Source organism: Burkholderia sp. AU33803 (genome assembly GCF_002223095.1).
Classification (GTDB): Bacteria; Pseudomonadota; Gammaproteobacteria; order Burkholderiales; family Burkholderiaceae; genus Burkholderia.
In genome coordinates this window covers 495,505-514,306 of the sequence record NZ_NKFJ01000008.1, presented here as the reverse complement: position 1 = coordinate 514,306, position 18,802 = coordinate 495,505, and the positions used below count along the sequence as shown (strand labels likewise).

Annotated in this window: 15 protein-coding genes; 8 read left to right on the top strand and 7 right to left on the bottom strand. The window is 67.6% G+C overall.

Annotated features, from left to right (window positions below; genetic code table 11):
* Positions 1-15: 15 nt before the first annotated feature.
* From CFB41_RS33795 to CFB41_RS33775, 5 genes are all read left to right on the top strand, one after another.
* Positions 16-1,398 carry an NtaA/DmoA family FMN-dependent monooxygenase gene (locus CFB41_RS33795; protein ID WP_089459763.1) on the top strand — a complete coding sequence of 461 codons (1,383 nt, stop codon included), beginning with the start codon at positions 16-18 and terminating at the stop codon, positions 1,396-1,398.
* Positions 1,399-1,500: 102 nt separating this feature from the next.
* On the top strand, positions 1,501-3,132 hold the full coding sequence (locus CFB41_RS33790) for a sugar ABC transporter ATP-binding protein (protein WP_089459611.1): 1,632 nt from the start codon (positions 1,501-1,503) through the stop codon (positions 3,130-3,132).
* Positions 3,129-4,187 (top strand): ABC transporter permease, encoded by a 1,059-nt coding sequence (locus tag CFB41_RS33785; protein WP_089459610.1) that lies wholly within the window; start codon positions 3,129-3,131, stop codon positions 4,185-4,187. Before CFB41_RS33790 ends, CFB41_RS33785 begins: the two co-directional genes overlap by 4 nt.
* 167 nt (positions 4,188-4,354) lie before the next feature.
* Entirely contained in the window at positions 4,355-5,425 is a 1,071-nt protein-coding gene (locus CFB41_RS33780; RefSeq protein WP_089444500.1) for a substrate-binding domain-containing protein, read from the top strand.
* Positions 5,426-5,939: 514 nt separating this feature from the next.
* Positions 5,940-6,755: a hypothetical protein gene (locus CFB41_RS33775; protein WP_143330918.1), complete on the top strand. Its 816-nt coding sequence runs from the start codon at positions 5,940-5,942 to the stop codon at positions 6,753-6,755.
* A gap of 133 nt (positions 6,756-6,888) precedes the next feature.
* Here CFB41_RS33775 and CFB41_RS33770 read toward each other — a convergent pair whose 3' ends face one another.
* Entirely contained in the window at positions 6,889-7,869 is a 981-nt protein-coding gene (locus CFB41_RS33770; protein WP_089459608.1) for a helix-turn-helix domain-containing GNAT family N-acetyltransferase, read from the bottom strand.
* A gap of 267 nt (positions 7,870-8,136) precedes the next feature.
* On the opposite strand from CFB41_RS33770, the gene CFB41_RS33765 reads away from it, so the two are divergent.
* Positions 8,137-8,511 (top strand): sugar ABC transporter ATPase, encoded by a 375-nt coding sequence (locus tag CFB41_RS33765; RefSeq protein ID WP_089459607.1) that lies wholly within the window; start codon positions 8,137-8,139, stop codon positions 8,509-8,511.
* A gap of 44 nt (positions 8,512-8,555) precedes the next feature.
* Here the strand turns inward: CFB41_RS33765 and CFB41_RS33760 are convergent, their stop codons facing one another.
* Positions 8,556-10,991, bottom strand: coding sequence for a PEP-utilizing enzyme (locus CFB41_RS33760; RefSeq protein ID WP_179250273.1), 2,436 nt, complete (start codon positions 10,989-10,991; stop codon positions 8,556-8,558).
* Between the two features lie 359 nt (positions 10,992-11,350).
* Here CFB41_RS33760 and CFB41_RS33755 point away from each other — a divergent pair, with 359 nt between their 5' ends.
* Positions 11,351-11,749: a surface-adhesin E family protein gene (locus CFB41_RS33755; protein WP_089459606.1), complete on the top strand. Its 399-nt coding sequence runs from the start codon at positions 11,351-11,353 to the stop codon at positions 11,747-11,749.
* A 162-nt stretch (positions 11,750-11,911) separates the two neighbouring features.
* On the opposite strand, the gene CFB41_RS33750 is transcribed toward CFB41_RS33755, so the two are convergent.
* The 5 genes from CFB41_RS33750 to CFB41_RS33720 all read right to left on the bottom strand — a co-directional run bounded on the left by CFB41_RS33750 (position 11,912) and on the right by CFB41_RS33720 (position 17,105).
* Positions 11,912-13,087 carry a betaine/proline/choline family ABC transporter ATP-binding protein gene (locus tag CFB41_RS33750; protein WP_089459605.1) on the bottom strand — a complete coding sequence of 392 codons (1,176 nt, stop codon included), beginning with the start codon at positions 13,085-13,087 and terminating at the stop codon, positions 11,912-11,914.
* A complete protein-coding gene (locus CFB41_RS33745) occupies positions 13,084-13,737 on the bottom strand; it encodes an ABC transporter permease (protein WP_089459604.1) in 654 nt (217 codons plus the stop codon). Before CFB41_RS33745 ends, CFB41_RS33750 begins: the two co-directional genes overlap by 4 nt.
* Before the next feature lie 10 nt (positions 13,738-13,747).
* On the bottom strand, positions 13,748-14,659 hold the full coding sequence (locus CFB41_RS33740; protein ID WP_089459603.1) for a glycine betaine ABC transporter substrate-binding protein: 912 nt from the start codon (positions 14,657-14,659) through the stop codon (positions 13,748-13,750).
* Positions 14,656-15,372: an ABC transporter permease gene (locus CFB41_RS33735; RefSeq protein ID WP_089459602.1), complete on the bottom strand. Its 717-nt coding sequence runs from the start codon at positions 15,370-15,372 to the stop codon at positions 14,656-14,658. The genes CFB41_RS33740 and CFB41_RS33735 overlap by 4 nt, the downstream gene beginning before the upstream one ends.
* Before the next feature lie 638 nt (positions 15,373-16,010).
* Positions 16,011-17,105 carry an AraC family transcriptional regulator gene (locus tag CFB41_RS33720; protein ID WP_089459601.1) on the bottom strand — a complete coding sequence of 365 codons (1,095 nt, stop codon included), beginning with the start codon at positions 17,103-17,105 and terminating at the stop codon, positions 16,011-16,013.
* 251 nt (positions 17,106-17,356) lie between these two features.
* Between CFB41_RS33720 and CFB41_RS33715 the strand changes: the two genes are divergently transcribed.
* Positions 17,357-18,748, top strand: a complete 1,392-nt coding sequence (locus CFB41_RS33715) for an APC family permease (RefSeq protein WP_089459600.1) — start codon at positions 17,357-17,359, stop codon at positions 18,746-18,748.
* The last annotated feature ends 54 nt before the right edge of the window (positions 18,749-18,802 follow it).

Below are 18,802 nucleotides of genomic sequence, written 5' to 3'. Positions count from 1 at the left end.
GCACTGAACACGACGATGTCCGATCCTCGCCCCTTGCTGTTTTCCCTTTACGAACAGGCCAGCGTCGGCTGCGGCGGTGCGCCGAGCCTGTGGACCCATCCCGCCGACGAACGGCTGCGCGCGAATACGCTCGCGTTCTGGTCGAACCTCGCGCGCACGGCCGAGCAGGCCGATCTCGACATGCTGTTCTTCGCGGACGTGCTCGGCCTGTACGACGTCCATGGCGGGTCGGCCGACGCGGCGGTCCAGTGGGCGGTCGAGGCGCCCGCGAACGATCCGATGATGCTGATTCCGGCGCTCGTCGCGCAGACCGAGCGGCTCGCGTTCGGGGTGACCGCGAGCACGACGTATGAACATCCATTCGCGCTCGCGCGGCGCTTCAGCACGCTCGATCACCTGAGCAACGGCCGGATCGGCTGGAACATCGTGACGTCCTACCTGACGAGCGCGGCGCGCAACTTCGGGCTCGACCGGATGATCGGCCATGACGAACGCTACGCGCGCGCGGAGGAGTTTCTCGACGTGGCCTACAAGCTGTGGGAAGGGAGCTGGGCGGACGACGCGGTCGTCGCCGACAAGCGCGAGCCGCGCTACGCGCGCGGCGACCGAGTGCGGCCGATCGCGCACGAAGGCACGCATTATCGCGTGCATGGCCCACACGTCTGTGCGCCGTCGCCGCAGCGCTCGCCGGTGCTGATCCAGGCCGGCTGGTCCGGGCGGGGGCGCGAGTTCGCGGCGAAGCACGCGGAAGTGGTGTTCGTCGCGAAGTCGAATCCGCACGAGATTCGAGCGGGCCTCGATGAAATCCGGCGGCTGGCGGTCGAAAACGGCCGGGCAGCGGAGGATGTGAAGGCGCTCACGGTGCTGCGGATCGTGACGGCGCGTTCGTCGGCCGACGCGAAGGAGAAGTACCACGCGCTGCAGCAGCACTATCACCTGCAGGCGCAACTCGTCAGCTATGCGGGCGATACCGGCATCGACATCGATCGCTATGCGGACGACGAACCGTTGACGACGCAAACGGAAGGGCTCACGTCCTACGTGGTGCGGCCGGACGGCAGCGGCAAGCCGCTCACCGCCGGCGACGTGCGGCGCAAGTTCGCGAACGTCACGCGTGGCACCGACCTGATTCTCGTCGGCCCGCCTGATGAAGTCGCCGACCAGCTCGCGGAGCATGCGCGGCAATCGACGACGAGCGGCTACATGCTCAATCCATTGATCAGCCCGGGCACGCTCGACGATTTCGCCGAACTGATCGTGCCGGAACTGAAAAAGCGCGGCCTGTACCGAGCGACGCCGGCGAGCGGCACCTTCCGTTCACGGCTGAGCGGGCGGGACCGCCTGCCGGACACGGCCTACGGCGCTTCGTTCCGGTTTCCCGTGGCTGAAGCCGGCTGACCCGCCGACCAAGGCCGGACGACTTTCATCGGAGTGGCGTGACATGATCGATGACGACCTGTTCCTGCTGCAACTGCGTCGTGCCGACTGGGCTCGTCCGGCATGAATCGCGCGACGAACGAGACGATGGACGTGACGCGCGACGATCGGCCCCATCGATCGACGTTACCGCCTGTCCTGAGCGCCACGGGCGTCGCGAAACGCTTCGACGCGACCGTCGCGCTGGCGGCGCTCGACCTGTCGATCGGCGCCGGCGAAGTCGTCGCGCTGATGGGCGCGAACGGTGCGGGCAAGTCGACCTTCGTCAAGATCCTGAGCGGCGCGCTGCAAGCGGACGGCGGCACGCTGACGCTACGCGGCGAACCCTATCGGCCGGTGTCGCCGCACGCGGCCAAGCGGCTCGGCGTCGCGACCGTGCACCAGTCGGTGGCCGACGCCGTCGTGCCGACGCTGTCGATCGCCGACAACCTGCTGCTCGACCGGCTGTGCGACCCGGCCTCGCCATGGCGCGCGCCGCCGGCCGCACGGCTCGCCGCGGCGCGATCGCTCGCCGCGCGGGTCGGGCTCGAAGTCGACCTGGCCGCACCGCTCGCCTCGCTGTCGCTGGCCGACCAGCAGCGCGTCACCCTGGCGCGTGCGCTGGCCGGGCAGCCATCGTTGCTGATTCTCGACGAGCCGACCGCCAGCCTGTCGGCGGCGGAGGCCGAGCGGCTGTTCGTGCTGGTGGACGCGTTGCGCCGCGACGGCGTCGCCATCCTGCTGGTGTCGCATCGGCTCGGCGATTTGCGCCGCATCGCCGATCGCGCGGCGATCGTTCGCGACGGGCGGATCGTCGCCGATCTGGCCGCGCCGATCGATTTCGACGCGGCTGTGGAAACGATGATCGGCCGGCCTTTGCCGCGTACGCGTGAACCGGTGCCGGAGCGTGCCGGGCAGGCCGGAGCCGGCGCAGGTTCAGGTTCAGGTTCAGGCTCAGGCTCAGGCTCAGGCTCAGGCTCAGGCTCAGGCTCAGGCCCAGGCCCAGGCCCAGGCTTCAGCGTGCGGCAGATGCGGCTGACGCCGACCAGTACACCGTTCGACCTCGACGTGCAGCGCGGCGAGATCGTCGCGATCGCGGGCCCTGTCGGCGGCGGCAAGTCGCGCTTCGCGCGGACGATCTTCGGCGCGGTGCGGGCCGCGGCCGGCGAGATGACGCTCGACGGGCGGCCATGGCGGCCACGAACGCCCGCCGATGCGATTCGCGCCGGCGTATTCCTGGCCGGCGAGGATCGCTGGCGTACGTCGTTGTTTCCCGACAGCGTTCCGTTCGCGTCGATCGCGGGCACGATCGGCTTTCCGTTCCTGTCGCGCTGGTTCGCGAGCGGCGCGGTGCGCCGAACGCGTGAACGCACGGCCGCCGCGGCGGCGATCGCGCGGTTCGGCATTCGCTGCGACGGGCCCGACGATCGCGTCGCCCACCTGTCCGGCGGCAACCAGCAGAAGGTCGTGCTCGCGCGCTGGCACGCCGAGCCGGCGCGGCTGTTGCTGCTCGACGAACCGTTCCAGGGCATCGATGCGGGCGCGCGCGCCGATATCGTCGATACGCTGCGGCGTCATGCGCATGAGCGCACGACGATCGTGTTCGTCAGCGATCTCGAGGAAGCGGCCGAGATCGCCGATCGTATCGTGCGGTTCGATCGCGCGACGCTCGATTGCCCGCCTCCCACTTCTTCCATCGTGCGTGCCTGCTCATGAAACCCGTGACTTCTTCCGCTGTCCGCCATGCCGCCTCCGCCGAACGGTCGTCGCGCGGCAGGCCGGCGCGCATCCGCGATGTGCTTGAACGGACGGGCATCCTGCTCGTGCTGGCCGTCCTCGTGGTTGTGTTCGCGCTCAGGGAGCCCGCGTTCCTGAACGTCGACAATCTGTTCAGCATCCTGCAGGCGGTGTCGATCGTCGCGTTGCTCGGCATCGGCGTGACGGTCACGCTCGCGGCCGGCGGCTTCGACCTGTCGGTCGGCAGCGTGGCCGCGACCGCGCAGATGGCCGCGAGCTACGTGCTGGTCGTCTGGCACGGCAGCGCATGGGCGGCCGTGCTCGCCTGCATCGTGCTTGGCGTGGCCGCCGGCTTGTTCAACGGCTTGCTGATCACGCGGCTGCGCGTGCCCGACCAGCTCGCGACGCTCGGCACGCTGTTCCTGCTGGCCGGCCTGCAGTTGATCCCGACCGGCGGCCGTTCGCTCGCGACCGGCTCCGTGCTGCCCGACGGCACGGACGCGACGGGCGTGTTCCCCGACGCCTTTCTCGCGCTCGGCCGGCTGCGCGTGTTCGACGTCGTACCGCTGCCGGTCCTGCTGCTCGCGGCGGTGACGGTGCTGGCCTGCGTGACGATGGAAGCGACGCGCTGGGGCCGCGTGATCTATGCGATCGGCGGCAACGAAACGGCCGCGCGGCTGGCCGGCGCGCCGGCCGCGCGCTACCGCGTCGCCGCGTATGTCGTGTCGGGTGCGATCGCGTCGCTGGGCGGCGTGCTGATCGCCGCGCGGGTCGGCCGCGGCGACGTGAGCGCGGGCCACTCGCTGCTGCTCGATGCGGTGGCGGCTGCGCTGATCGGTTACGCGGTGTGGGGCGCGAAGCGACCCAACGTATTCGGCACGGTCGTCGGGGCGGTGTTCGTCGGCGTGCTGCTCAACGGGCTCACGATGCTGAACGCACCCTACTACATGCAGGATTTCATCAAGGGCGTGCTGCTCGTGCTGGCCCTTGCATTCACGTTCGGCATCGGTCGCCGTACCGATGCCCGCGCGTGATGCGTGAGGTCGCCGAGACCAGGCTCGGGCACCTGCGGTTCGAATCATCTTCAGGCAAGACCGTTTGTTATCCAAAGTAATATCGATTGCCGAATCGGTCGGTTTGAATTCGCGTGGCGCGCTGATAGATTGAGCCGATATCGTCCTTGTTGGGAGACAGACACGCCATGCGCTCGTTGCTTCGCCGAAAGTCGCGTATCGAACTGAAACTCGGTGCACTCGCGCTGGGCACCGCGCTCGTGCTCGGTGCGCCCATGGCCCACGCCGGCCCGCTCAAGGGGGCGCCTGCGCCGTTCGACAAGGGCGGCGTGAAGATCGCGCTCGTCAACTACCTGTCGACCGGCGATTTCTTCCAGGCCTACGAAGCCGGCGCGCAGAAGCAGGCACGCGCGCTCGGCGTCGATCTGCGCATCTACGAAGGCCGGCAGGACGCGGCCGAGCAGCGCGAGCAGATTCAGCAGGCGATCAGCATCGGCGTGTCGGCGATCATCGTCAATCACGGCTTGCCGGAATCGCTGAAGGACGTCGTTCAGCGCGCGCTCGACAAAGGCATCAAGGTCGTCGCGTTCGACGTCGATCTCGCCAATCCGAAGGTGCCGCAGATCGAGCAGAACGATCGCGACCTGGCGAACCTGCTGCTGGATCAGGCGGTGAAGGACAACGGCGACGCGTTCGCGGCAGGGTACGTGTACGTGGCCGGATTCGCGCCGCTCGACCGGCGCGATGCTGCGTGGCGCGATTTCAAGCGTGCGCACCCGAAGGTGCAGGAAAAGGCGCGCTGGGGCACCGTCGACAATCCGATCGCGCAATCGGTCGCGAACCAGGCGGCGGCCGTGTATCGCGCGAATCCCGACATTCGCGTCGTGTTCGCGCCGTACGACGAGTTCGCGCGCGGCGCAAAGCTCGCGGCGGACGAGGCCCGGCTCTCGTCGAAACTCCGCATCTACAGCGCGGACGTGTCGACGGCCGACATCGAGGCCATCCGCGCGCCGAACAGCGCGTGGGTCGCGACGGCCGCGACCAATCCGGCGGTCGTCGGCGCGGTGTCGGTGCGGGCCGCCGCGCTGCTGGTCGCAGGGCAGGATCCGGGCGCGCGCATCGCGGTGAAGCCGACGCTGATCACCCGCGACGATCTCGTGAAGAACGACATTCATACCGTGGCCGAACTCGCCGCGAAGTTTCCGGCGTTCCGCGCGAGCGGCGCGGCGACCGCCGCATGGATTCCGGCGGTCGACTGAGCGCCTCGGCACGTAGCGCGCGACGATCACATTCTCGAGACGCGGACGCTGAAGGTGGCCGCGCACGCGCCCGGTCGCAGCGGCGTGCGCGGGATGCGGCTACTTGATGAGGTCGAAGGCCTGCTTTCTGCGACATCTGCGGATGATGGCGGAACTGCCGTGCCTGTCGTGGCCGGCAACGGAGGAACGGACGTTTTTGCATGCCCAGGCGATGACGGGAAAATCGCGCAAGCGGGGTTGCTTTTGCTGGCCATGATGTACTCGAAGTGATGGGACTATTCGACGGTTTGCCGCCCGGATCGCCACCGAACGATCATCGGAAAGCCAATCGAAAGACCGGGGTGACAAGGTTTGTAAAGTCGGACAAAATGCGTCGGCCTGTCGTGCGTTGGTGAAAGTCGTTCCGAAAAAGACAACCATCCGATCATCCCGACTGGGGGCCCGCGTTATGTCCCATCCCGTGTTTCTCGAGAGCCCGCCGTGGCCGCGCATGCCTGAAGGGCGCAAAGGCGAATTGAACGCCTATTTCGCGGCCGGCGGCCCGTCGCTCGAAGCGAACGCGTTCATTCCGCTGTTCTGGCGCGTGCTGTTCGGGCCCGACGACGTGCGCTTCGCGTATCGCATCGACGATTTCGATCCGGAAGACCAGGCTGACGAACTCGACGAATATCTGGAAGGTGCGACGCCCGAGGAGCGCGACGCGCGCTATCCGTACCTGGTCACGACGAAGGCGAACGCGCTCGCGCGTGCGGCCGCACGCCGCGACACCCTCGTCGATCTGCTCGGCGAGCGCTACCGTGCGATCTACGATGCATTCGTCGACTATGTCGCCACCGCGTTCGGTGAATTCGTGCTGGTCCGCACGAGCGGATTGCCGGACGTGTGTGATACCACGGACGCATTTGCAACCGAACTTGCGCAGGTCGCGTTGCTGGAGCGGCAGAAGGATCCCGATGCGGGCCTGGCCCGCGAGATCCAGGAACTGCGCCGTGCGCCGGATGCCGACGCCGTCTGGCGAGTGACGGGATCGGGCGACGCGCATGCCGATGCGCATCCGTGGCCGAGCCGTGCGCTGGTCGAAGCGTTTCCCGCTTGCGCGCCGCGCGCGCGGCAGGCGGCACCGATTCCGCGCGATCCTTCCGACAAGCCACGCTACCGATCGAGAAACCGGCTGGACAATGTGCTCGAATGGGGCGCGGCCTGCATCTTTGCCGCCGCGTTCATCGGGACGTGGATCACGACGAAGTCGATCTGGCTCGCGAGCGGGGTGACCGCCGTCGTTACCGCGATACTCGTCTGGGGCATCGCGCGCGTGCAGCGCATCAAGTGACGCGCCGGCCGCGCGCCGTGTGGTCGCTCGCGTGCAGTTATCCTGCGCGTTCGTCTTTTACATCGAGAAATCAAGAACGTCTTCGATTCGCTCTTCGGGATGGGGTAGCGCGACGGAGCGGTCCCATCGACCCTCAGCCGCCCGATGGCCCCGGCCGACTGAAGCGTTGCTCGACCACCTCGGTGCCCCAATGCGTGCCCGCGGATTCACTGGTCAACGCAAAACCGAACGACTCGTACAGATGGCGCGCCGAGTCCAGCCCCTTGAACGTCCACAGATAGGTTTCGCGAAACCGCCGCGCGTCGACGAAGCGCATGGCTTCCGTCATGAGCCGGCGGCCGATGCCCGACCCGCGCAGCGCGTCGTTCACGATGAACCAGCGCAGGTGCGCGATGCCGGTTGCGGGGTCGCCGTCGATCGCGAGCGACGCGAGTGTCCGCCCGTCCTCCTGGCATAGCCAGAGCGCCTTGCCGTCGGCCGGCAGCGCACCGGCGAATTCGGCCAGCTCGGTCGCCACGCGTTTTTCGAAAAAGGCGCCGAAGCCCCAGTGTTCCGAATAAAAGCGCGCGTGGAGGCCCGCGATATCGCCGATGCAGCCCGGTTGGTAACCTTCGCGGATCGCCGGCGCGTCGAGTGCCGCGACGGGCGCTTTCGCGGCGTTGTCTTGCGCGAGCGCATCGGCATACAGCGCGAGCGAGCGCAGCAGCGCCTGCTGGTCGGCGGGCACCATGCGGCGCAGCGCATTCGATACCTGGTCCGTCGCGAACGTGTCGATTCTCTTCTGGAGCTTTTTCCCTTCGGCGGTCAGGTACAACTCGATCGCGCGTGCATCGTCGCTCGACACGCGCCGCTCGACGATACCGGCCGCCTCGAGTCGCGCGAGTTGCCGGCTCGTGTTCGATTTGTCCAGCCGCAAGACGTTGCCCAGATCGCGGGCGTTGATGCCGGGCGCCATCCCGATCTCGAGGATCGCGTGGACGGCCGACGGCGCCCAGTCGCTGTCGGCCAGCGTCGCGCGCATGAAGCCGAGCTCGCGAACCAGTTTGCGGGAGAAGTCGCGCAGCTCGAGGATCGTGGCTTCGCGAGGCTTGGCGGGAGCGTCGATGAGGTCCATGGGCGGCCTGGAAAGGTTGCGGATCGCAATCAATAATAGTTGCGGGTCGCAACTTGATCAAGGCGGATTTTCATGGGGGCAGGTTGCGCGCCAGGAGGTGTTTCCAGGGGCCGGTGTCGCTGCGAACCGGGGCGGCGACGAGTGGTACTGACGCGGATGGCGGCGTGCCGCGAAGCGGACGCATACTGGGTGCATCCGGCCTGCCCGCCATGCGATCAAGGGCGTCGGCTGGCCATCGATCCGCGGCGGCGGACAACGGAGCGCACCATGAACCCTCTGAAGCCGATGACGATTGCGTTGCTTGCCGGATGCGGCATCAGCGCGGGCGCGGCCCACGCGGCCGGCAGCATGGATGCGCCGCCGTGCAGCGCGGCGCATGCGGCGGACCCGGGCGGTGTCGCCGCGATGCCGGGCACGTCGGTACGCAGCTTTTCGAGCGCCGGCTGCTCGGGCGCCGTGCTGCAGGGCGAACGGGCCACCGCGACGGTCAACGGCGACCGGGTCGAGCTGCGGGACGGCATCGTCTATGTGAACGGCCGTTCGTACGGCGCCGTCACGCCCGCGCAGACGGTCGAATACGAAGCCGCGCACGACCGGCGCACGCTGAAGGTCGACGGCGTCGTCCGCACGCCGGTGCGCTGACCCGCACGCAGTTCAGGCTCAGGCGGACGGCCACCGCATCGCGTTCATTCGACCAGCGTCAGCTGGCCGTCGCTGAGCCGCACCTCGCGCCCGACCCACGCCGCATCGACGCGCGGCAGCACGGCCGACGGCTTGCGCAGCTCGCGCAGCAGTGTCGCGCCGTGCGACAGCCGGCCGCCCATGCGCGCGATCACGGCGCGCGCGGCCTGGTACTGCGCGTGCCGGCCCGGATCGAGCGTGTCTTCCAGCAGGATGTCGTGGCCGAGCACGCCTTGCGTGTGGCCCGGATAGATCATGAAGCCGGCCGCCTCGTCCGTGCCTTCGCTGCCGTCCTGCCAGAAGCTGCCGTTGCGTTCGCGGCGCTCGGGATGCGGCGCGAACCACGTGTCGCGATCGGCGGCCGGCATTGCATGATGCAGGCGGAAGAACACGCGCATCAGGTTGTCGCGATACCACTCGCGCACCTGCAGATACCAGCCGCGCATGCCGGGCGCGCCGAGCGTGTGGAGCACGCGAACCGGCAGCGGCCAGTCGGGAAACGCCTGCAGCGGGAGGTCGGTAGGCATGGGCCGCGTGGTGCCCGGATCGGTCTCCCACGGCAGGCGATGCGGGCTGTCGTCGAGCCGGCCGTATGCGGTCGGCGGACGGCCCCACAATGCACCGCCGCTGCTGGCCAGCGATGACGCGATGCACAGGTTGCCCTGCACGACGAACACGTAGAAGCGCGTGAACCAGTCGGCCAGTTGCTGGCCGTCGGCATGTTGCTCGACGAGCGTCGCGAGTTCCTGGTCGAAGCGCTGCAAGCCGCGCTCGAGCGTCGGCAGGTGCCCGCGCGCGACACGCAGCATGCGCCAGAACACCGGCAGCGAACCCAGCAGCCGCAGCGGCCGCCAGCGCAGCGGCGGTGTCGCGCCGCCGATCTCGCCGCTGTAGTTGCCGGCCGACACGCCCCAGTCGGCGAGGCGGGCGAGGAACAGGTCGTTGTTGATGTACGACGCGCCGCCATAGAGCGCGGTAAATGGTTCGTTGTCCTGCAGTACGCGTGCATCCCAGCGCGCCATGATCGCCGGGATGCTGCCGGCCGCGCGTCGTTGCGCGTACTCGACCAGCCGGCTCGGCTGCGGCGGCAGGATCTCGGCGATGTTCGCGGCGGTCAGGTGGCGATGCCAGCCGTAGCTGCTGATCGGGCGGTACTGCAGCAGCCACAGCTGCCGGCCGTCCCACGCCCATTCGACGTCGCCCGGCACGTAGTGGAACGCGCGCAGCACACGCTGCAGGAAGGCCCACAGCTGCGTCGCGCTCAAGCCGTGCGCGGTCGGGAACGTACCGCGCTGCCACGGCTCGCCAAGCCGCGACAGGATCGCGCGTTGCGGGCTGGCCTGCCCGTCGGCGAGTGTCTCGAGGTTGCCCTCCACCCATTCGACTTCGACGGCCAGATGCCGCACGAACGCGATGCCCGACAGCACGGGCGTGATGAAGCGCTGCACGACCGCTTCCTCGAGGCCGCCGTCGAGCAGCTCGGCTACGCGCGCGGCCGCTTGCGCGGCCGGTACGCGCAGGAACGTCGTATGCAGGCCGGCGTTCGCCGCATCGGCCTGGTCCTCACCGTGGCTCGACGAGCGGACCGCCCACTCGGCGTCGGGCTGGCTCGCGAGAAAGCCGGGCAGGCGCGGATCGTCGGCACGGGTCAGCGACAGCGCGGGCGGCACGGGCAGGCCGGCCATCGTCGCCAGCGCCAGGCGCCCGCCCTTGGTATGCGCGACGAAACCGGCATCGCCCGCTTCGAGCCAGTGCACGAATGCCGCCGGCGCGTCGATCCACGGATAGTGTCCCCAGCCGGCCTGCAGCGTGACGGTGAGGTTGGCGCGCGCGAGGATCGCCGACCACGCGGCGGCCTGGCGCACGCCGAGCACGTTGTCCTGGTCGCCCCACACGAGCTCGATGCGATCGGCGACCCACTCGAGCAGCGGCAGCGCGGTATCGGCACGCACGAGATCCCAGTGCGGCAGGAACGCACGGCAGCGCGCATAGCCGGCGCCCATGCGGCGGTACTGTGCGCGTGTCCAGGTCAGGTTCGAGAACTTGCGGGCGAACAGCGTCGGGTAGTGCGCGAGCAGCCAGTGGATGGTCTTGCGCAGCGGCTTCGGCGCCATCAGTTTCGGCAGGCGGCGTTCCCACAGGAACGCGCCGACGGGCGCGAGCAGCACGCTGCGGCTGAAGTGGCCGGGGCGTCGCTGCAACGCGTGCAGCACCAGCAGCGCATTCACGCCGACCGCCATGATCGCGTGGCCCGCCTCGGTCATGTCGAGCAGCGCTTGTGCATAGGCGGCGAGATCCTCGCAGGGCGGCGCGGGGTTGTCGCCGAAGCCCGGCAGTTCCAGCGGCACTGGCTGGTAATGCCGGAAGTGGGGCAGCGCATCGTCCCACCAGTCGGCCGCGCTGCCGTTGCCGGCGAGGAGGTACAGGATCGCTTTGCTCATGGAGGCGTGGTCGGCGGGCGATCGTCGCAAGAGCGCGCGCGGTCGGGGCGGCGCCGTTTGCGGATGCCACGGGTCGTGTCCGTGTTGTCTTGTTCGCGTTGTGCCGGTGCGAGTGGAATGGAAGGGCGGCCCGCTCGGCTTGATGTTCGATTATTGCGGGCATTCTACGCGAGTCGAATTCATGCAATTCGCGATGCATTCGGCACGCTGATTTTTTATACGCGCTCGACAGGCATGACCGGATGTCGATTGGAAGAAATGAGCCGAAGCCGGTGAATGTTCCGGTTTGAAGCACGCACGTCACGCAACCGGAGAAAGTAGAATCAGGCCGCCGGATTTCACCGAGCCGGATTCGAGGAATGAAAATGAAAAGACGCTGGATTGCGGGTGCATTCCTTGCGCTCGCCGCAAGCGGGGCATGGGCCGAGACCTGGATCACGCTTGGCCCCGGCCCGGCCATCGCGCTCCATGTGGATCCCGCTTCCGTGGAGCGTCATACGCGCAATTCGTGGGTGACGGTCAAGATCGTATATGCCGAGCCGCGCCGTTACTCGGCGCCGTTTCCGGTGAAGCGCCTCGTTTCCGATTGGTCGTTCGACTGTGAGAACAAGACCTGGGCGATGGGCAAGACCAGCATGGCCGGCGCGCAGCCGGGCGAGGTCTACGTATCTCGCGAAAATTCGGATGATTACCGGTATGTCGAGCGCGACTCCATTCAGACGCTGGTCATGGATTACGTCTGCGGGAAACACGGATGATGGAAATGGCGTCCGCTCGCCGGTTCCGGATTGACGGTTTTCAGTTGAAGTCGGGTCAAGCGGCGTTTGATCGCCGGGCCTGGCCGCGCGTTGTTTTCCCTCGCGCCCGGTATCGATTCGCTTGCCCGCGCCGGTGCGACGCCGCACCGGCACGGAGACGAATCAGTGCGTGGCGCTTGCCGCGACCGCATCGGCCGGGCTGCCCGGCGGCTGGCCCGTCTGCCGGCGCGAGCGGCCCGAGCTGAGGTACGCGGCGATCGAGTCCTGCGTGATCTCGCCGAGCCATGCGCCGTCGGGGTCGAGCACCGGCATCCACGACGCGCTGTACTGGTACATCTTCGACAGCACGATGCGCAGGTTGTCGTCCGCCGCGACGCCGGCCGGGAAGGGCGTCACGCGCTCGCCGCACACGCCGCCACCGGTGCGCGCCGCGCGGCGCGTTACGTAGCCGAGCGCGCGGCCCGCGTCGTCGAGCACGGTCAGGTAGCGGGAATCGGTTTCGTCCATCACGGCGAGCGCGTGCGCGAGCGGCGTATCGACCCGTGCCGTTTCGGGCTGCGTGGCGGCGTCGCCGGCCTTCACGAGCAGCAGGCGCTTGAGCGTGCTGTCCTGGCCCACGAACTGCGCGACGAATTCGTCGCGCGGGCGGGCGAGCAGTGTGTCGGGATGATCGTATTGCACGAGCTGGCCGCGCCGGAACACGGCGATGCGATCGCCCAGCTTGATCGCTTCGTCGATATCGTGGCTCACCATGATCACGGTCTTGTTCAGTTGCCGCTGCATCTGGAAAAACTCGTTCTGGATCGATTCGCGATTGATCGGATCGACCGCGCCGAACGGTTCGTCCATCAGCAGCACGGGCGGATCGGCGGCCAGCGCGCGAATCACGCCGATACGCTGCTGCTGCCCGCCCGACAGCTCGCGCGGATAGCGTTTCAGGTACAGCTTTGGATCGAGCGCGACCATCGCCATCAGGTCGCGCGCGCGTTCGGCGCAGCGCTTCTTGTCCCAGCCCAGCAGGCGCGGCACGACGGTGATGTTTTCCTCGATCGTCATGTTCGGGAACAACCCGATCTGCTGGATCACGTAGCCGATGTGGCGCCGCAGGTCGACCTCGTTCAGTTGCGCCGTATCCTCGCCGTTGATCAGCACGCGGCCGGACGTGGGGGCGATCAGCCGGTTGATCATCTTCAGCGTGGTGGTCTTGCCGCAGCCCGACGGGCCGAGGAACACGCAGATTTCCCCCTCGGCCACCGAGAGGCTCACGGCGTCGACGGCGCGCACGGCCTGGCCGTCCTTGCGCGTGAAGGTCTTGGTCAGTTTGTCGAGTTCGATCATGTCTTCTGCACTCCCTTCGGTGTCAATGCTCGCTGCAGCCTCTGCAGGAGCCGGTCGGCGACGATCGCGAGCAGGCTCACGAGCACCGCGCCCACCAGCAGTTTCATCATGCTGCTCTGGCCGATGGCGCGCAGGATCAGCGTGCCGAGCCCGCCCGCGCCGACCACGGCGGCGATCGTCATCACGCCGATGTTCATCACGACCGCGGTGCGCACGCCCGCGAGAATCACGGGCACCGCGAGCGGCAGGTCGACGAGCCGCAGGCGCTGCCACGACGTCATGCCGATGCCGGTGCCGGCTTCCTTGATGCCCGCATCCACGTTGTGCAGCGCGAGGTACGTGTTGCGCATGATCGGCAGCAGCGAGTACAGGAACACGGCGGTGATCGCGGGGGCGGCGCCGATCCCCTGGCCGAAGCGCGAGAAGAGCGGGATCATCAGGCCGAACAGCGCGATGGACGGCAGCGTGAGCACGATGGTCGCGACGCCGAGCAGCGGCCCGGCAAGCCAGTCATGGCGATTGATCAGGATGCCGAGCGGTACGCCGGCCACGATCGCGCAGCCTACGGCGATACCGACCAGCCAGATGTGCTGCAACGTGAGTTGCAGCAGTTCGGGCCAGCTCGACGCGAGATAGTCGAATATGTTCATCGGTTCTCCTTCATGGCAGCTTGTGCGTGCGCAGGAATGCGTCGGCGACGTCGCGCGGCGACTTGCCGTCGAGGTCGACTTCCTTGGCCATCGCCTGCATCACGTCGTTGTCGAGCGCGGCCGACAGCGCGTTGAGTTGCGTCGCAAGTTTCGGATTGCGATCGAGCGTGTCCTTGCGCACCACGGGCGTCGCGTTGTACGGCGGGAAGAAGTGCTTGTCGTCCTCGAGCGGCACGATGCCGAAGCCCTTCACGCGCCCGTCGGTCGTGTAGACGAGGCCGATCTTCAGCTGGTTGTTGTGCAGCGCCGTGTAGACGAGCCCCGGGTCCATCTGCTTGAGCTGCGCGCGGCTGAACTGCATGCCGTAGGCGGCGAGCAGCGGCTTCAGCCCGTCGGGGCGATTCGCGAATTCCGCGTCCATCCCGAACACGTAGTGCTTCGCGGCCGGGTCGGTCTTCAGGTGTTCGGCGAGCTGCGAGACGGTCCGGATGCCGGTGGCCTGCGCGAGCGGGCTGGGCAGGCCGATCGCGTAGGTGTCGTTGAGCGGCGACGCGTCGAGCCAGACGAGCCCGCGCGGCACATCGAGCGCCTTGACGCGCCGGTACATTTCGTCGGGCGAAAGCTTGTCGTTGATCTTGTTGTAGACGAGCGCGGCGGTGCCCGTGTAATCCCACATGAGATCGAACTGGCCGTTCTCCAGCGCGCTGCGCACGAGCGTGCTGCCGAGGCCCGAACGGACTTCCACGTCGTAGCCGCGCGCGCGCAGGTATTGCGCGGTGAGTTCCGCCAGCACGTATTGCTCGGTGAAGTTCTTCGCGCCCAGCACGAGCTTCGCCGCGCAGGCCGGTGCGCTCGCCGCGATGCACAACGCTGCCACGGTGCACAGGCGCGCGAGCGATCGAATGGTGCGATGGAGTGTCATGCGGCACCTCCGTGGCGGGCGAGCCAATGGCGGCTGCCGGCCGCGACGAGGCCGTCCAGCACGAGCGCGAGGATCGCGGTGAGCGACGCGCCGAGCAGCAGCAGCGGCTGGTTGTCGAGGTAGATGCCGGGGAAAATCAGCGAGCCGAGACTGTCCGCGCCGATCAGGTAGGCGAGCGGGGCCGTGCCGACGTTGATCGCGAGCGCGGTGCGCACGCCGCCGACGATGATCGGCAGCGCATTGGGCAACTCCACGCGCACGAGCGACTGCCAGCCCGTCATGCCGATGCCCTTCGCGGCTTCGCGCAGCGCGGCCGGCACGTTCTTCATGCCTTCGTAGGCATTGCGCGTGATGGGCAGCAGCGATGCGAGGAACAGCGCGACGATCGCGGGCACGTTGCCGATGCCGAAGATGCCGAGCGCGATGGCGAGCACGGCGAGCGACGGGATCGTATTGCCGATGTTGAAGACCTGCATGAAGCGCTCGGCCTGATGCTGGAAGCGCGGCCGGCTCAGCAGCACGCCGGCCGGCACGCCCACGGCAATCGCGAGCGACATCGAATAGACGACCAGCAGCATGTGCTGGCCCGCGTAGTACGCGAGATCGTCCGCGCGCTGGCGGAACGTGTCGGCACCGATGCCGCGCGCGAGCGCCCAGGCGATGGCGACGATGGCGATCAGGCTGCCCACCAGCTGGACAGTGCGTCGAGTCATGAAGATACACCCCCTCAATCTCGGTGCGGCACACGCACGGGCGCATGCCGCGTAGACGCCGGATGGCGCCGCGATGGAAGTTCGTGATCCCGGCATGGCCGCGATTTGAACTGACGGAAACAGTCATGCCGGCCGCAACGAGGTGCGACTGGCGGTCGAGTGAACGCGATGCTGCGTTCGTCTGATTGTCATGTTCAGCCCGGCGGCGCCGTCATGGCGAGGCGCGTTCGAGCAGGGCACCGCCCCGTGAGGACGGCATGGATGCGGCGGGCGTGACACCTGCCGCTGGAGCCGGAGGCTCCCTTGACGTGGCGAAACGGATGCATGCGCAACGAATTGCGAAATGACATCACGTTGCACACGAGATCATGCATGTTGTGATGAAGTTGGGCTGAGTATAGAGTAATCGAATGATCGCGTCTACCTTGCGGGGCGATCGAGATTGCGTGCCGACGATCATGTGGTGGCGATGAAGCGGGGAAGGATCACGCGTACGGAAAATGATTCGAATTCCGAATCGATTGGCGGGGCGGTCAACTTGAAGCGGGTTTCGTGAACGCCCCAGCATCGTGCTCGACCGTCACGCACCGCCGCGTATCCGCACGCAGTTATCCGCACGCAGTCCTGGCGGGTCCGGCCTATTCGCTGCCGTCCTGATCGGCGCGTGGCGCCCTGCCGGTCCAGCGTCGATACGCATGACGGAAACTTCGCGGTTCGCTGTAGCCGAGACGCTCCGCGATGGCCGCGACCGTCAGCTCGGGATCGTCGAGCATCCGCACTGCTTCATCGCGGCGCACGTCGTCGAGCAGCGACTGGAACGTGAGGCCATCCTTGTCGAGCCGCCGGCGCAGCGTGCGCTCCGTCAGGTGCAGGGCATCCGCGAGCGACGTCATCGACTTGAAGCGCGCCAGGTCGCGCGCCATCAGCTCCCTCGCGCGATCGGCGAAGCGCGTGCCGACCGACGCGGCCCACTGCCGTTCGAGTGCCTCGCACTGGCCATGCAGCGCATTGAAGCTGACTTCGTTCGCGAGCAGCGGTGTCTCGGTGCCGTTCACCGACGTGAATACGAGCCGGTTGTCGCCCGCATTGAACACGACCTTGCAGCCGAAGTGGCGCGTGTAGTCGGCCGCATTGCGCGGCGTGCGGCGCGCGAGCTGCACCTGTTCGGGCCAGACCGGCTTGCCGACGAGATCGGACACGATCAGCCGCAGGCTCGACAGGCACATGTCGACCTGGAACACCTCGAGATCGGGTTCGCCGTTGTAGCGGCTGATCGTCACGCTCATGCCGTCCGCGTGCGTATCGATACGCACATCGAAATACAGCCCCATGAACAGCGGAAACTGGCCCATGCACCGGAATGCCTGCATCACCGAGCCGCTGATCAGCATCGCGTAGCCGGCGAGGCCGAGCGTCGACACGTGCAGCCGCGCGCCGATCGACAGCCCGATCGACGGCACGCCGCTGCACTGCAGCAGGTTGTGGAAGCAGCGTTGCTCCTGGCCGCGATTCACGTGCAGGGTCGGCGACGCGACTTCGTCCGCGCCGAGCCCCGTGCCTTCGAGCAGCGCGGCGCCGTCGATATGCCGCACGCGGCATTCGTCCAGTGCGACCGCGATCGCGTGGACGGTGGCGGGAATGTCCTCCTGACGCCCGGCCGGGCGCGCGAGGCCGAGCGACGAGCGCAGGCTGCGCTCGGCCCGGCTCTGGTGTGGATGGGGGCGGCTGTTCATGGTGCTGAAGGGGCGACGGGGTCGCGTAGAACATAGCGGGAATGTCCGCAAAACGCCAGTGCCGCACAGCAGCATGCATGGCTCGCCGGCGCGCCGGGCGGCGACGTGTCCGGAAATATCCCCTGATTACGTCCGCTTTTCTCATTCGTGGCCGATTTTTTGGCGCACCACACTTTCTCCCAGTCGTACGCCGCCGGCCGTGCCGGGCGAACGAGAGTTGAAGCCGTGAACGCCACCCACGTGAGGACAGCATGGACAACGACAGCCCAGGTCGATACGCATCAGCCGCCGCGACGCATGACTTCGGCGCGCATGTGATGCGAGGCGACGCGGACGAGCGCCGCAAGCCGAATCTGCTCGGGCTCGCGACGCTGGTGATCTTCGGCCTCGCGTACATGCTGCCGATGACGGTGTTCACGACCTACGGGATCGTTACGAGCGAGACCAACGGGCATCTCACGGCCGCGTATGCGGTCACGCTGGTCGCGATGCTGTTCACGGCACGCAGCTACGGCCACATGGCGCGGCTGATGCCGAGCGCCGGGTCGGCTTATACGTTCGCGAGCCGCAACTTCGGCACGTCGGCCGGTTTCATGGTCGGCTGGGCGTTGCTAATGGACTACCTGTTCATCCCGATGATCAGCTACCTCGCGATCGGCATCTACATGAAGCAGATTTTCCCGGGCGTGCCGGCGAGCGTATGGATCGTCGGGAGCATCGTGCTGATCACCGGGCTGAACATCGTCGGTATCCGGCTCGTCAATCGCGTGAACCTGATCCTGATCGCGAGCCAGCTCGTGTTCATCGCGATCTTCTTCATCGCTTCCGCGCGGGTCGCGTCGGGCGAAGGGCTGTCGATGGCCGTCGCGTTGCCGTCGTCGGGCGATGCGCGGGCCATCTTCGCCGGCTCCGCGATCCTGTGCCTGTCGTTCCTCGGTTTCGATGCGGTCACCACGCTGTCGGAGGAAACACGCGAGCCGAAGCGCACGGTGCCGCGCGCGATCCTGCTCTGCACGCTGGCGAGCGGCGTGCTGTTCATGCTGGTGGCGTACGTGGGGCAGGTGGTGTTTCCCGACTGGCACGCCTTCAAGGATCTCGATTCGGCCAGCCTCGAACTGATGCGACGCATCGGCGGCGGCACGCTGTCGGCGTTCTTCGTCGCGGTGTATGTGGCCGGCTGTTTCGCGAGCGCAATGGCGGGCCAGGCGAGCGTGACGCGCGTGCTGTTCGCGATGGGCCGCGACCGCGTGCTGCCGGAACGCGTCTTCGGTCACCTGCATGCACGGTTGCGCACGCCGGTGCGCGCGACGCTCGCGGTCGGCATCGTGTCGCTGTCCGCGCTGTTCATCACGCTCGATCTCGCGTCGACGATGATCAGCTTCGGTGCGCTCGTCGCGTTCGCGGTGGTGAACCTGTGCGTGATGCGCAGCTATCTGTGCCGGCCCGAGCATCGCCGCTTCGCGGGCTGGATCACGTTCGGCGTGATGCCGGCGATCGGCTTCGCGATGAACGTGTGGCTCTGGTCGGGCCTGTCGCGCCAGACGTTCTACGTCGGCACCGGCTGGCTCGTGCTCGGGCTCTGCCAGCTCGTGTGGCTCACGCGCGGCTTCACGCGCCCGGCGCCGACGCTGTCGATGAATTGAATGACCGGTGGCCGGCTGCCGGCCACCGGCTCTGAAACCCTGAAGGAGGAACGA